Here is a 15,047-nt window from a genome sequence, read left to right on the forward strand (position 1 = left end):
TAAAAAGGCAAACAATAGCTAATGACAGCGCAATTTGAACATATTTCCGTACTAATGGACGAAACCATCGAAGGTCTAGCAATTAAGCCAGACGGTATTTATATGGATGGTACATTTGGCCGTGGCGGACATTCTGGACAAATCTTGGCGCGCCTTGGTGAACATGGCCGATTACAGGCCATTGATCAAGATCCACAAGCGATCAAGTCTGCCGAAAAGTTTGCCGACGATAGCCGTTTTGCCATTGCCCATACTCGCTTTTCTAACCTATACGAAGTAGCAGAGCAAAACGATCTATTAGGAAAAGTAGATGGTATTTTATTAGATATCGGTGTGTCATCACCACAACTAGACGATGCTGAACGTGGTTTTAGTTTTATGAAAGATGGCCCGCTTGATATGCGTATGGATCCTACTAGCGGCCGCAGTGCTGCGCAGTGGTTAGCCGAAGCTGAGCTGGAAGACATTGTTCATGTGATCAAAACTTATGGTGAAGAAAAGTTTGGTCGTCGTATTGCACATAAAGTACTTGAAGTGCGCGCTCATACGCCGATTACAACAACTAAGCAACTTGCTGATTTAGTTGACGAAGCAGTGCCAGTAAAGGATAAGTTCAAACACCCTGCGACGCGTACTTTCCAAGCTATTCGTATTTATATCAACAGCGAATTGGAAGAGATTCAAACGGCATTACAAGCTGCGTTGGGTGTATTAAAGCCCGGTGGCCGATTAGTGGTGATTTCGTTTCATTCACTAGAAGACCGTATTGTTAAACAGTTTATTAAAAAACAGAGTAAGGGAGCGGCGTTACCCAGAGGTCTGCCTTTAACTGATGCACAAATAAATCAAAATCTGACGTTAAAAGCAGTGGGTAAAGCTATTAAGCCAAGCCAAGCTGAAGTTGACCGTAACCCACGTTCACGCAGTTCAGTACTTAGGGTGGCACAGAGATTGGGATGAAGCCAAAAGCGAATCATCGACAACCCAATTTATTTTTAGAAATAATCAAAGGCCTAGGAGCAAACAAGTTAACCTCGGCCTTACTGGTTGTGATATTCGCATCTAGTTTGAGTGTGGTGCAGGTCACTCACTTTGCTCGCCAAGAGCTGATTGAACAAGATCAGCTGTTACAACAGCGAGATGAACTCGATTTAGAATGGCGTTATCTATTAGTTGAAGAAGAGTTTTATTCGCAACATGCGCGCATTGAAGAAATTGCTATTGAGCAACTGCAAATGAAACGGTCCACAAGCCAAGACGAACAGGTGATAGTACTGCCATGAGAAGTAGAGGAAAAAAACCAGTAAATAGTTTGATCACATGGCGTTTTATGCTGGTGTGCTCTGTGGTGCTGCTGGTTTTTGTGACTTTAGTATCTCGTGCTGCTTATTTGCAAGTTATCGAGCCTGATAAAGCTCGTTCAGAAAGTAATAAACGTACCGTGCGCGTGGAAAAGTTGCATGTGCAACGCGGGATGATTTTTGACCGTAATGGCAAAGAACTTGCTGTTAGTGTGCCCGTTGTAAGTGTATATGCGGATCCTAAAGCATTACATAAATCACTGCGTGCTAAAGTGCTCAAACAGGCGCGCAAAAATGGCGAAGATGAGAATGCCCTTGCAGAAAATACCGCGCTACTTGAACAACGTATTGCGCTGTACTACAAAAATGATTTACGTTGGCGTGAGCTTGCCGATGTACTGCGTATTGAACCGAAAAAAATTAATGGTCGCTTGCGGGATGATGCCAGTCGCCGCTTTGTTTATCTAAAACGCCAAGTAACCCCTGCCGTTGCCAATTATATTGGCGATTTACGTCTGCCTGGTATTCATTTATTAGATGAATCAAAACGCTATTACCCTGCCGGAGAAGTCACCGCACATGTGCTTGGTTTTACCAATATTGATGGTAAAGGTATCGAAGGCATAGAGAAGCTTTACGAAAACGCATTAACTGGCGTTGAAGGTCGTCGCACAATTCGTAAAGATGCACAGGGGCGTGAAGTTGAAGTGCTTGATGAACGTGAACGGATTGAACCCGAAAACATCCAGCTTAGTATTGATCAGCGTATTCAAGCGATAGCCTATAAAGCGGTTAAATCAGCCGTGCTGACCTACAAAGCAACGTCTGGCTCTGCGATGGTGGTCGATGTGAGAACTGGTGAAGTGTTAGCGATGGTTAACAGCCCGTCTTTTAATCCAAATAATTTAAATGATGCAGCGCCGCATAAACGCCGTAACCGAGCGATCACGGATTTGTTCGAACCAGGTTCAACCGTTAAGCCTCTAGCCATATTAGCTGGGTTAGACTACGGCTCAATCCAACCGGATGATAAAATTGATACTTACCCAGGCTGGATGCGCATCGGTGGTACGTTAGTTACAGACTCGCGTAACCATGGTGAAATGACCTTACGTGAGATTTTAAAGTACTCCAGTAACATGGGTGTGACAAAAATAACGCAAGATGTACCGAAGGATTACTTTGTTGGCTTGTTCCAAAAAGTTGGCTTTGGTTCTGATACAGGCACCGGCATGGTTGGTGAAAGTAGTGGCTTGTTTTATCCGAATCGACGTTGGTCTGACCATGAAATTGCAGCACTTTCTTTTGGTTATAACGTTGCTGTAAGCACCGCACAAATGGCGCGTTTTTATGCCATGTTAGGTGCCGGCGGGATCAATAGACCGTTGACCATCCTCAAGCAAGATTCAATCCCTGAAGGCGAGCGTATTTTTCAACAAAAAGATGTTGAAGCGGTTGTGCATATGATGGAAAGCGTTTTTGAAGAAGGTGGAACAGCGAGCCGCATAAAAGTTGATGGTTATCGTGCTGCGGGTAAAACGGGTACCTCTAAAAAAGCCGCTGCAGGTGGTTATGGTGATGAGTATGTTGGTTACTTTACTGGTATAGCACCTGCGAGTAATCCACGTTTAGCTGTTGTTGTAATGATCAATGAGCCCGGTGGAGATGTTTATTATGGCGGTGCAACTGCAGGACCAGTGTTTGCAGAAATAATCTCCAATGCGTTAAGAATTTTAAACGTGGCACCAGACAAAGGCTCGGTTGCCTACGTGAAGGGCATAGATGATGATGCGTGATTTAAAAATAATTTTACAACAAATAGAAGTAGCAGCAACAAGCTTACTAGTAAAGCACTTGCGTTTGGATAGTCGAGATGTCACCCCTGGGGATGTCTTTGTAGCAATTAAAGGTCATCAATTAGATGGCGGACAATTTATTGATAAAGCGATTGCAAATGGTGCAGTTGCAGTAATTGCTGATCGTTTATGTGAGTTTGAATGTGATTTTGAACCGCTTTATTTAATTTCCGATTTGAATAAGAAATTGCCCGCATTAGCGAGTCATTTTTATCAGCAACCAAGTAAACAATTAGATGTGGTGGGTGTTACTGGCACCAATGGTAAATCAACTACCACTGCGATGATTGCTCATTTAGCTAAGTTTTGCGACACCCAATCAGCGATTATCGGTACGCTTGGGTATGGGCAACCAGAAAGTTTAACTGAGTTAATTAATACCACACCGTCTTGTGTTGATTTACAAAGAATATTAGCGCAACTTGCCACTGACAATAACAAACTGGTGGCGATGGAAGTGTCATCACATGGTTTGGTACAGCAGCGTGTTGCGAAAACGCACTTTAAAGCTGCTGTGTTTACCAATTTATCGCGTGATCATTTAGATTACCACGGTGATATGGCCAGTTATGCCGATGCAAAGTTAATGCTAATGCGAGATTTTGACGCGCAGCTGGTGGTACTAAATCAAGATGATAACCAAGTAGAGCAATGGTTAGAACAATACGATTTTAATAACTTAGTGTGTTATGGCCATAAAAACTTGCAGCCAAAAGGTGCTAAGTTTGTATACTTCACTGATGTTTCTTACCATAAAACCGGTATATCGGCACAGTTGACGACAAGTTGGGGTGATATTGCTATTACCTGTCCGCTGTTTGGCGAATTTAATTTATATAATTTAGCGGCTGCAATCGCAACTTTACTTGGTTTAGGTTACCCATTAGATCAACTGGCAGCGGGTTGTGCAAGCTTGCAACCAGTTGCTGGACGCATGCAAGCATTTAGCGCGCCAAACCAACCAACCTGTATTGTTGATTATGCTCACACGCCAGATGCGTTAGCTTTAGCATTGCAAGCATTGCAACAACATGTGCCCGGTGGCGTAAGTTGTGTATTTGGTTGCGGTGGAGACCGTGATAAAGGCAAGCGACCAATGATGGCCCAAGCGGCTGAGCAAAATGCTGATAAAGTAATTATTACCAGTGATAACCCGCGTAGCGAAGATCCATGGCAGATCATTAAAGATGTTGCTGCTGGTTTAAGCCAGCCTGACCGTGCGCACTTAGAAGCTGACCGTGCTCATGCTATTGCCTTTGCAATAGATAACGCAAATGCCAATGACGTAGTGCTTATTGCAGGTAAAGGCCATGAAGATTATCAAATAATTGGTACGCAACGGATAGATTTTTGCGATCGTAAATTTGTCCAGCAGCACTTACAACAAAAGCAAAAGCTAGACCCACAAGAACAACAAATAAGAGGATCGCAGTTATGATCCCAATGGATTTTGATTGGCTAGCAAATGTGCTAGCAACTGATTATCAAGGTGATAATCAAACAGTAAAAAATATTAATACAGATACTCGCACCGTATGCGAAGGAGAAGTATTTTTAGCGCTACAAGGCCCTAATTTTGATGGCCATCAGTTTTTACAACAAGCGAAAGACAAAGGCGCAATAGCCGCTATTGTTAGTCAAAAAGTTGCCGTTGATATTCCACAGTTTTTAGTTACGGATACGCGTATTGCGCTAGGCGAAATTGGTGCTGCGGTAATGGCCAGTGTGGCACCAAAAACTATCGCAATTACAGGCAGTGTCGGTAAAACCACAGTAAAAGAAATGTGCGCAGCTATTTTAGCTCCTCACGGTGAAGTACTGTCGACTAAAGGTAATTTTAATAATGACATTGGCGTGCCATTAACCTTGTTACGCCTAGAACCGCAGCACAAATATGCGGTGATTGAGCTTGGCGCTAACCATATTGGTGAAATTGCCTATACCACGGCGATGACTAAGCCAGATGTTGCCGTTGTTTGTAATGTGGCAGCTGCGCATATTGAGGGTTTTGGCTCTCTTGCGGGTGTGGCAACGGCTAAAAGTGAAATTTACGATGGTTTGAAAGAGCATGGCATTGCGCTAGTTAACTGTGACAGCGAATTTAGTGATGGTTGGCTTACTAAGTTACAAGGGCGCAATGTAAAACGTTTTTCAAGCACTGAAAAACTAGATATTTGGGCAGAAGAAGTCAGCCTCGATGAGCAAGCTCAGGCGTCTTTTTATATTTGTACCAAGCAGCATCGAGTACCCGTTAAGCTTGCATTGCCAGGTCGTCACAATGTTACAAACGCCCTTATAGCAGCTGCATTAACCTGTGAATTTGGCGTTAGTCTTGAGGCTGTGGCAACGGCACTCGCAACCATGGCTGAAGTAAAAGGCCGAGTAAACATTATTCAAGTCAATGAAACACTAACCGTGATTGATGACACTTATAATGCCAATGTGCAATCGGTTAAGGCTGCAATTGATTTATTACGCGACCTCCAAGGTCAGCGTATTTTAGCGTTAGGTGATATGGGAGAACTTGGTGAAGAAGCCGCGCTTTATCACCAACAAGTTGGCGCCTATGCCAAACAACAAGGTATTGATGAGTTGTATAGCTTAGGTGTACTGAGTCAATACGCCAGTGATGAATTTGCTAAACCACAGCGGCATTTTTCAAGCCGCGAGGAACTGTTGCAACAATTACAAGCACAGTTAACTGACTCAGCACAAAAAACCACCATAGTCGTGAAGGGATCGCGCAGTTCTCGCATGGAATTATTAGTACAAGATTTAGTTAACAGCCAGCAAACTGGCCGCAATGGAGTATCTCAATGTTAGTTTGGCTGGCCGAGTATTTAACACAATATTACAGTGCATTTAATGTGTTCTCGTATTTAACCGTTCGCGCTGTATTTGGTATTTTAACGGCACTATTAATTTCTTTATATTTTGGCCCTAAGTTGATCCGAGCATTGCAAAGAATGCAAATTGGTCAAGTGGTTCGTAACGATGGCCCGGAGTCGCATTTATCGAAAAAAGGCACCCCAACCATGGGAGGCTTGTTAATTTTAGCGTCTATTTTTACCAGTACTTTGCTGTGGGCTGATTTAGCGAATAAATATGTATGGGCTACCTTGTTTGTGATCGGCTCATTGGGAATTGTGGGCTTTGTTGATGATTACCGTAAAGTGATCCGCAAAGATCCAAAAGGGTTGATTGCGAAATGGAAGTATTTTTGGCAGTCAGTGATTGCCTTAGTGGTTGCCTGCGCATTATTTTTTACTGCTAATCATGCCAACGAAACATCATTAGTAGTGCCGTTTTTTAAAGATGTATTACCGCAGCTAGGTTTGTTTTACATAGTTATGACTTACTTTGTCGTGGTGGGGACGTCAAATGCTGTGAATCTGACCGATGGCTTGGATGGTTTGGCCATTGTACCGACTATTTTAGTGGCAGCAGCACTGGCTATTATTGCTTACTTAACAGGTAACGTGAATTTCTCTGCTTACTTGCATATTCCACATTTACCATTGGCCAGTGAGTTGGTTGTAGTATGTACCGCCATTGTTGGTGCCGGATTAGGCTTTTTATGGTTTAACACTTACCCAGCACAAGTATTTATGGGTGATGTTGGTTCATTAGCGCTTGGTGGAGCATTGGGTATTATTGCTGTATTAGTTCGCCAAGAGTTAATTTTAATCATTATGGGCGGTGTATTTGTGATGGAAGCACTGTCGGTTATCTTGCAAGTTGGCTCTTATAAATTACGTGGCCAACGGATTTTTAGAATGGCACCAATCCACCATCATTACGAGTTAAAAGGCTGGCCTGAGCCACGAGTTATCGTGCGTTTTTGGATAATTTCTATCGTGCTAGTGTTAGCTGGCCTAGTAACATTAAAGATCAGGTAAATGACGTATTTAAACGAGATGAAAAACAAACATATTACAGTGCTCGGACTCGGTGTAACCGGTCTGGGCATTGTGCGTTTTTTATTATCTCAAGGTTTAACGCCTAATGTAGTTGATAGTCGCCAATCACCGCCCGGTTGTGATTGGTTGCAACAACATGCGCCAAATTTAACGACGCAGTTTGGTGATTTAGCAACTGCACAGCTTGAAAGCGCCGATATGATCATCATCAGCCCTGGTTTAAGTTTAACACTTCCAGCAGTTGCACAAGCAATGCAAGCGGGTGTTGAAGTGATTGGTGATATTGAGTTATTTGCCCGTTTAACAGACAAGCCGGTGGTGGCTGTAACAGGCTCTAACGGTAAATCGACTGTCGTTACGTTGGCTTATGAAGTATTGAAAATGGCTGGTTATAAGGTCGGACTTGGCGGAAATATTGGTACTGCCGCACTGGATTTATTAGCTGATGATTTTGATGTTTACGTATTAGAGCTATCGAGTTTTCAGCTCGATACGATGCACAGCTTAAAGCCGGTTAGCGCTACGGTACTTAATGTGTCGGAAGATCATTTAGATCGTTACCCGAGCTACCAAGCCTATATTGATTCAAAACAAACGATTTATGCTAATGCCGCGCTGGCTGTAGTAAATAAGACTGACCCAGCAACGTATACACAAACAATGCCGCAATTAAGCTTTGGCTTAGAAAATGCGGATTATTGTTTAATGACGTATCAAGGTGACAGTTACTTTAGTTATCAAGGCAAAGCTCTATTGCCTGTTAGTAGCTTGGCCGTAGTTGGTCGTCATAATCAGCTAAATGCGTTAGCGGTTATGGCATTATTGAGCCCATTTGATATCAGTGCTAGTCAGTTTGCACAAGCTTTTAGCCAATTTACTGGCTTGGCGCATCGTTGTCAGTTTGTTGCCGAGCAAGCGGGGGTTAAATATTTTAATGACTCTAAAGCTACGAATGTCGGGGCCACCATTGCGGCGATAGAAAGTTTAGCCGATCAGGCCAAGCAACTAGTGGTGATTGCCGGAGGCGATGCCAAAGGCGCTGATCTCGATAGCTTAAAGCCGTATTTACAACAGCAAGTTAAAGCGCTTATTTGTTTTGGTAAAGATGGCAAAGCACTGGTTGCGTTGACTGACAAAGGCCACTTAACAGAAAATATGCAGCAAGCGGTGATGCTTGCCAAGCAACTTGCCACTGCGGGCGATATTGTGTTGCTTGCACCTGCATGTGCCAGTATCGATATGTATAACAATTATATGCAACGTGGCGATCACTTTAGCCAATGTGTTTTAGCGGAGGCAGTATGATCGCATTTGCTGATATCCGCGACTCTTTAACTCCTAAGCCATCGGCGCAGTTATACGATGTGCCACTGTTATATTGTGTGATCATGCTAATTGGCTTGGGGTTTGTGATGGTGACGAGTGCGTCGATGCCGACCGCTGATCGCTTATTTAACAATCCCTATCATATTATTATTCGCCACAGCATGTTTTTGGCGATGGGCTTTGTGCTGTTTTGGATCACCTGCTGTGTACCAATGACCTGGTGGAAACGCTCGAATCCTTACTTATTACTGTTTGGCATGGCGCTACTGATAGTGGTGTTAATCGTTGGACGTGAAGTGAATGGCGCAAAACGTTGGATCCCAGTAGGTCCAGTGGGCTTTCAGGTTGCTGAAGCGGCTAAATTATTCTTTTTCAGTTATATCGCCGGTTACTTAGTGCGTAAACGCGAGGAAGTTCAAGAAAACATCAAAGGCTTTGCTAAGCCAATCGCAGTGTTTGCAGTTTACGCATTGTTGATTTTATTACAGCCCGATTTAGGCACTGTGGTGGTGATGTTTGTAACTACCGTAGGCTTATTGTTCTTAGCTGGGGCTAAGTTATGGCAGTTTTTTGCCTTGATATTAACAGGCGTAGGCTTAGTCGTATTGCTCATTATTGTTGAGCCATATCGGATGGCGCGGGTGGTCGGTTTTCTAGAGCCATGGGATGACCCATTTGGTAAAGGCTACCAGTTAGTACAATCGCTGATGGCATATAGCCAAGGTGGTTGGTTTGGCCAAGGTTTAGGTAATAGTGTGCAAAAATTGCAATATTTACCTGAAGCCCATAATGACTTTATTTTTGCGGTGATTGGCGAAGAGTTAGGTTTTATCGGTATCGTCAGTATTTTAATGGTGTTTGGTACTTTGGTGTTTAGAGCACTGTTAATTGGTCAGCAAGCACTTAAATGTGGCAAAGAATATGAAGGTTACTTTGCATTCGCAATAGGTATTTGGTTTGCATTTCAAACCATGGTTAATGTGGGGGCGAGTGCCGGTATTTTGCCAACCAAAGGTTTAACCTTGCCGTTTGTATCTTATGGTGGCTCAAGTTTACTTATCATGACTATTGCGGCAGGTATTTTATTACGCGTGGATTTTGAAACCAAAATGGCCACTAAACAAGCAACATCCGGTGGAGGCAAGCGATGAATAAAAAATTAGTCGTTGTTGCTGGTGGTACTGGCGGGCATATTTTTCCCGGCATAGCTGTGGCTGATCACTTAAGGCAACAAGGTTGGCAAGTGAGTTGGATTGGCACTGCTGATCGAATGGAAGCGCAGGTTGTACCAAAGCATAATATTGAGATTGATTTTATTAATGTTAAAGGTGTACGTGGCAATGGCCTTGCACGTTTAGTAAAAGCCCCTTTTATGGTGATTAATGCCATATTACAAGCACGCAAAGTATTGAAAAAACAACAACCTGATGTTGTGTTAGCAATGGGCGGCTATGTTACTGGGCCGACTGGCATTGCCGCAAAAAGCTTAGGTATACCACTGGTGATCCATGAGCAAAATGCGGTTGCCGGTATGAGTAATAAGTACTTAGCCAAGTTTGCCAATAAAGTGTTGGCTGCATTTCCGCAAGCATTTGCCTCTGGATACAGTGACGTGGTTGGTAATCCGGTACGAGCCAGCGTAGCAAATGTGGCAATGCGGGAAGTATCAAGTCCGGTTAACGTGTTGGTCGTTGGTGGCTCGTTAGGTGCGCAGGTGCTAAACCAAACTTTGCCAGCAGCATTTAAACAGCTCAGTGAAGAGTTTCAGATCAATACATGGCATCAAACCGGTAAAGGTCATTTAGGCTCAGTAACACAGGCATATCAGCAGCAAGGTTTTAGTGCTGAACAAGCTAAGGTGGCTGAGTTTATTGATGATATGGATACCGCTTATGGCTGGGCAGATATTGTAATTTGCCGCGCGGGGGCGTTAACCGTAAGTGAGATTGCTGCTGCAGGAAAAATGGCCGTGTTTGTGCCGTTTCCGCATGCGGTTGACGATCATCAAACTGCGAATGCAAAATTTTTAGTTGATGGCAATGCGGCATTATTAATGCCACAGGGGCAGTTCAATCAACACAGTATTGTTGAACTATTACGCCCGTATTTAGCCAAACCAGCATTAATCAGTGAACTTGCAAGCAATGCTAAGCAATTGGCGACACTAGAAGCTACTGCCAATGTCGCATGGCATTGTATGGATGCCGCAGGTGTCCCCTTGTCAGCGCTGCAAGTAACAGAAAAAAGAGATAATTAAGTGAAACAAATGTCAACACACAAGAGCACTCGCCCGGCAATGCGCCGAATTAGCACTATCCACTTTATTGGTATTGGTGGCGCAGGAATGGGCGGTATTGCCGAAGTACTCGCATTTGAAGGATATCGTATTACTGGCTCTGATATTGCCCATAGTGCAATGACCGAACGTTTGATCCAAGCTGGCGCTGAAGTGTTTATTGGCCATCATCAAAGTAATGTTAAAGATGCCAATGTAGTGGTGGTTTCAAGTGCAATTGATGAAGCTAATCCTGAGATTATTGCTGCTAAGGCGGCACGTATTCCGGTTGTGCGCCGTGCAGAAATGTTGGCCGAGCTAATGCGCTTTCGCCACGGTATTGCTATCGCTGGTACTCATGGTAAAACCACCACCACTAGTTTGATCGCGAGTATTTATGCTCAAGCTGGGCTGGATCCAACCTTTATTATTGGTGGTTTACTTAATAGTGCGGGTAGTAACGCAAAAGTCGGTAAAAGTGATTTTTTAATTGCTGAAGCTGATGAGAGTGATGCGTCATTCTTGCATTTGCAACCTATGGTATCGGTGATCACTAATATTGAAGAAGATCACATGGATACCTACGGCGGTAGCTTAGAAAAAATGAAAGATACTTATGTGGACTTCATTCATAACCTGCCTTTTTATGGCCTTGCTGTGGTGTGTATCGATTCAGAAGTGGCAGCTGAGCTTATTCCGCGATTTGGCCGTCCTGTGATCACTTATGGTGAATCAAGCGACGCCGATTACCGCATGACTGATTTTAGCCAAACGGCAAATACCAGTCAGTTTAAAGTGCGCACTAAGCAAGGTGATGAATTAACTGTGCATTTAAATATGCCAGGTAAACATAATGCATTGAACGCCACTGCAGCGATTGCTGTTGCAAAAGATCAACAAATAGCTGATCACGCGATTTTAGAAGCATTGCAACAGTTTGAAGGTATCGGACGTCGTTTTCAGCATTATGGCGATTTTGAAAACGAACGTGGCAAAGTAATGCTGGTGGATGATTATGGTCATCACCCTTCAGAAGTTGCAGCGACTATAGCGGCAATTCGCCAAGGCTGGCCTGATAAACGCTTAGTAATGATTTATCAACCACATCGCTTTACTCGTACTCGTGATTTATATGAAGACTTTGTAAAAGTGTTAGCCGATGTTGATCAGTTATTATTGCTTGATGTATACGGCGCTGGTGAAGAGCCAATTATTGGCGCAGACAGTAAAAGTTTATGTCGTAGCTTACGTCAACGCGGTAAAGAACCACTGCATGTTGCAAGTAGCTCTGAACTAGCTGGAGTATTAGCTGATACGTTACAAGATAATGATTTAGTTATAACCCAAGGTGCTGGTAATATTGGTCAATTAGTAAAAACACTCGCGGCGACATCGCTGTCGATTGAGCAACTTAAGCAGGTAAAGGTATGACGCAATTAAACACACAGTTTGGCAAAGTGGCAGTGTTGTTTGGTGGACACTCAGCTGAGCGCGAAGTATCACTAAAATCAGGCCAAGCGGTATTGAACGCATTACAAAATGCGGGCGTTGATGCCATTGGCTTTGATCCAAAAGAGCAACCGTTATGGCAATTAAAAGAACTCGGCATTGAACGAGTATTTATCGCCCTGCATGGTCGCGGTGGTGAAGACGGTACTATTCAAGGTGCACTTGAGTTTATGGGGTTGCCATACACTGGCAGTAACGTATTAGGCTCAGCATTGGCGATGGATAAAATACGTTGTAAGCATTTATTTAAATCTGCGGGCTTGAGCACTGCGCCTTATGCGGTGGTGGATAGCAAACGTGGTTTTGATGCGACAGCGATAATGAATGAACTGAAAAAAGTGATGGTAAAACCGTCGCACGAAGGTTCTAGCATTGGTATGGCGCAAGCAAATAATGCGCAAGAGCTTGAAGCTGCTTTAGCCGAAGCGTTTAAGTTTGACAGCCAAGTACTGGTTGAGCAGTGGATAACAGGGCGCGAATTTACAATCACTGTACTAGGCGATGAGGTACAGCCAGTAATTGAAATGACCACCCCAAATGGTTTTTATGATTACCAAGCAAAGTATCAGTCAAATACCACGCAATATCATTGCCCAGCAGACTTATCAGCTAGCGATACCACGCATTTACAAGCAATGGCTTTAGCGGCATTTGAGCTAGTGGGTGCCAGTGGTTGGGGCCGTGTTGATGCAATGCAAGATGCAGACGGTAACTTTTATTTGTTAGAAGTAAACACAGTACCAGGAATGACTGAAAAATCGTTAGTGCCAATGGCTGCTAAAGCAAATGGTGCAAGCTTTGAGCAATTAGTTGTTCGCATTTTGGAGCAAACGCTTTAATATGCATCCCTTTTTGGAAAAAGCGCAACAATTAAAACAGCAACTAAATTGGTCGCTAATTTTAGGTGTGAGCTTTTTTTTAATCGTGGTTTTCAGTTTGGTGCAAATCACCAGCGGCGTTAGACAGTGGTTGGTAGAAAATAAAGATGCGCAAATAAAGCATTTAGCTGTGTTGGGGAAACCTCAATACACAGATGAAAAAGCGATTATTAGCGCGATTAAAAAAGCCGACTTATCGAGTTTTTTTGATTTAGACGTGAAAAACATACAACGTCTAGTGCAAGACTTACCTTGGGTGGCTACTGCATCGGTACGTAAGCAGTGGCCAGATACATTACAAGTGTATGTGGTAGAGCATCAGGCTGTCGCAGTGTGGAACAGTGATTTATTACTTAACCAAAGCGGTGAAGTGTTTCAAGCTAGCAGTGCGAAGCTCAGTGACGAGCTGCCACAACTTTATGGCCCTGAGGGCAGTGAGTTTGAAGCATGGGGAGCTTTCAAGCAGCTTGATGAAATGCTTAAGGTTAATAATTTAAAGTTAACCAGCCTAGCATTGTCAGAGCGATTTTCATGGCAGTTATGGCTCGATAACGGTATTCGCCTTAAATTAGGGCGTAAAGAAAAAGCTAAACGGGTACAGCGGTTTATAGATGTTTACCCGCGGATGGAAAAACGTGCAGATGCACAAGTAGATGTAGTGGATTTACGGTATGATACCGGCCTTGCAGTGAGCTGGAAGCTCCTGGAAGAAGCGCAATTACAAAATAAGAGTAAGGCATGACTAAGTCAGCAGAAAGAAACCTAGTGATTGGATTAGACGTTGGCACCTCAAAAGTGGTGGCCACGGTTGGTGAAATCACCGCAGATAACAAACTCAGCATTGTTGGGGTTGGCAGCCAAGTGTCCCATGGTATGGATAAAGGCGGCGTAAACGACCTTAACTTGGTGTCGGAGTCTATTCGTCGTGCAATCGATGAAGCTGAACTTATGGCTGATTGCCGTATTAGCTCCGTGTATTTGGGGATCTCAGGTAAACATATTCAGTGCCAAAACGAAAGTGGTGTTGTGGCAATTAATAATACTGAAGTGACTGATGAAGACATTGAAAATGTTATTCATATTGCGCGCTCTGTGCCTATTTCAGCCGAACGTAAAATGCTGCATGCACTGCCGCAAGAATATAGTATCGATATGCAAGAAGGGATTAAAAACCCGCGTGGTATGAGTGGTGTACGAATGGAAGCCCGTGCTCACATCATAACTTGCTCAAACGATATGGCGAAAAATATTGAAAAATGTGTTGAGCGTTGTGGTCTTGAAGTTGACCAACTGATTTTCACCGCATTAGCGTCGTGTTATTCGGTATTAACCGATGACGAAAAAGAGCTCGGTGTTGCGGTACTTGATATCGGTGGCGGTACGATGGATATCACTATTTATATCAATGGTGCGTTGCGCCACTCTGCAGTTATTCCTGTAGCGGGCAACCAAGTTACTGGCGATATTGCAAAAATATTTCGTACACCGATATCCCATGCTGAATCACTCAAGGTACAATATGCCTGTGCAAGTAGCCAAATGGCCAGCAGCGAAGAAACTATTGAAGTGCCTAGTGTCGGCGGGCGACCAGCGCGGTTAATGTCGCGTCATACCTTATCTGAGGTGGTTGAGCCACGTTTTAGAGAATTATTTGAATTAGCGATGGAAGAAATACATCGTTCAGGATTAGCAGACCAAATTGCAGCAGGACTCGTCATTACTGGCGGTAGTGCTAAAATGGCTGGCGCGATGGAAGTGGCTGAAGACATTTTCCAGATGCCAGTGAGAATAGGCAAACCTATAGGGATAGTTGGTTTGACAGATTATGTAGATGACCCTTCATATGCAACGGCGGTTGGCTTATTACAATATGGCCGCACAATGCAATCGATGAATGCACAAAAATCGAAACCTGAAGGCGATAATAATTGGTGGAACCGCATAACGAAGTGGTTTCAAGGCGAGTTTTAATACTCAAGTCG

At 43.6% G+C, this 15,047-nt stretch carries 13 protein-coding genes; all 13 read left to right on the forward strand.

Going from position 1 to position 15,047, the window contains the following annotated elements; genetic code table 11:
* Positions 1-21 precede the first annotated feature (21 nt).
* From rsmH to ftsA, 13 genes are read left to right on the forward strand one after another with little or no spacing between them, the layout of a single operon-like run.
* Positions 22-960: a 16S rRNA (cytosine(1402)-N(4))-methyltransferase RsmH gene (rsmH, locus tag H5158_RS06370; RefSeq protein ID WP_145236860.1), complete on the forward strand. Its 939-nt coding sequence runs from the start codon at positions 22-24 to the stop codon at positions 958-960.
* The gene (gene ftsL / locus H5158_RS06375) at positions 957-1,283 is read left to right on the forward strand and encodes a cell division protein FtsL (RefSeq protein ID WP_145236863.1); all 327 of its coding nucleotides are present in this window, start codon (positions 957-959) and stop codon (positions 1,281-1,283) included. The genes rsmH and ftsL overlap by 4 nt, the downstream gene beginning before the upstream one ends.
* Positions 1,280-3,097 carry a penicillin-binding transpeptidase domain-containing protein gene (locus H5158_RS06380; RefSeq protein ID WP_149980613.1) on the forward strand — a complete coding sequence of 606 codons (1,818 nt, stop codon included), beginning with the start codon at positions 1,280-1,282 and terminating at the stop codon, positions 3,095-3,097. The genes ftsL and H5158_RS06380 overlap by 4 nt, the downstream gene beginning before the upstream one ends.
* On the forward strand, positions 3,090-4,595 hold the full coding sequence (gene murE / locus H5158_RS06385) for a UDP-N-acetylmuramoyl-L-alanyl-D-glutamate--2,6-diaminopimelate ligase (protein ID WP_182718105.1): 1,506 nt from the start codon (positions 3,090-3,092) through the stop codon (positions 4,593-4,595). The genes H5158_RS06380 and murE overlap by 8 nt, the downstream gene beginning before the upstream one ends.
* Entirely contained in the window at positions 4,592-5,980 is a 1,389-nt protein-coding gene (gene murF / locus H5158_RS06390) for a UDP-N-acetylmuramoyl-tripeptide--D-alanyl-D-alanine ligase (RefSeq protein ID WP_182718048.1), read from the forward strand. Before murE ends, murF begins: the two co-directional genes overlap by 4 nt.
* A complete protein-coding gene (mraY, locus tag H5158_RS06395) occupies positions 5,974-7,056 on the forward strand; it encodes a phospho-N-acetylmuramoyl-pentapeptide-transferase (RefSeq protein ID WP_145236872.1) in 1,083 nt (360 codons plus the stop codon). The genes murF and mraY overlap by 7 nt, the downstream gene beginning before the upstream one ends.
* On the forward strand, positions 7,057-8,382 hold the full coding sequence (gene murD / locus H5158_RS06400; RefSeq protein ID WP_182739690.1) for a UDP-N-acetylmuramoyl-L-alanine--D-glutamate ligase: 1,326 nt from the start codon (positions 7,057-7,059) through the stop codon (positions 8,380-8,382).
* Entirely contained in the window at positions 8,379-9,554 is a 1,176-nt protein-coding gene (gene ftsW / locus H5158_RS06405) for a cell division protein FtsW (RefSeq protein WP_145236878.1), read from the forward strand. The genes murD and ftsW overlap by 4 nt, the downstream gene beginning before the upstream one ends.
* Entirely contained in the window at positions 9,551-10,660 is a 1,110-nt protein-coding gene (gene murG, locus H5158_RS06410; protein ID WP_145236881.1) for an undecaprenyldiphospho-muramoylpentapeptide beta-N-acetylglucosaminyltransferase, read from the forward strand. The genes ftsW and murG overlap by 4 nt, the downstream gene beginning before the upstream one ends.
* Before the next feature lie 9 nt (positions 10,661-10,669).
* The gene (murC, locus tag H5158_RS06415; protein ID WP_259398481.1) at positions 10,670-12,109 is read left to right on the forward strand and encodes a UDP-N-acetylmuramate--L-alanine ligase; all 1,440 of its coding nucleotides are present in this window, start codon (positions 10,670-10,672) and stop codon (positions 12,107-12,109) included.
* Positions 12,106-13,026, forward strand: a complete 921-nt coding sequence (locus tag H5158_RS06420) for a D-alanine--D-alanine ligase (protein WP_145236888.1) — start codon at positions 12,106-12,108, stop codon at positions 13,024-13,026. The genes murC and H5158_RS06420 overlap by 4 nt, the downstream gene beginning before the upstream one ends.
* 1 nt (position 13,027) lies before the next feature.
* Positions 13,028-13,807: a cell division protein FtsQ/DivIB gene (locus tag H5158_RS06425; protein WP_182739691.1), complete on the forward strand. Its 780-nt coding sequence runs from the start codon at positions 13,028-13,030 to the stop codon at positions 13,805-13,807.
* Positions 13,804-15,036 (forward strand): cell division protein FtsA, encoded by a 1,233-nt coding sequence (ftsA, locus tag H5158_RS06430; protein WP_145236894.1) that lies wholly within the window; start codon positions 13,804-13,806, stop codon positions 15,034-15,036. The genes H5158_RS06425 and ftsA overlap by 4 nt, the downstream gene beginning before the upstream one ends.
* The last annotated feature ends 11 nt before the right edge of the window (positions 15,037-15,047 follow it).

The sequence above is a fragment of the Pseudoalteromonas sp. SR45-6 genome (genome assembly GCF_014163545.1).
Lineage (GTDB): Bacteria > Pseudomonadota > Gammaproteobacteria > Enterobacterales > Alteromonadaceae > Pseudoalteromonas > Pseudoalteromonas rhizosphaerae.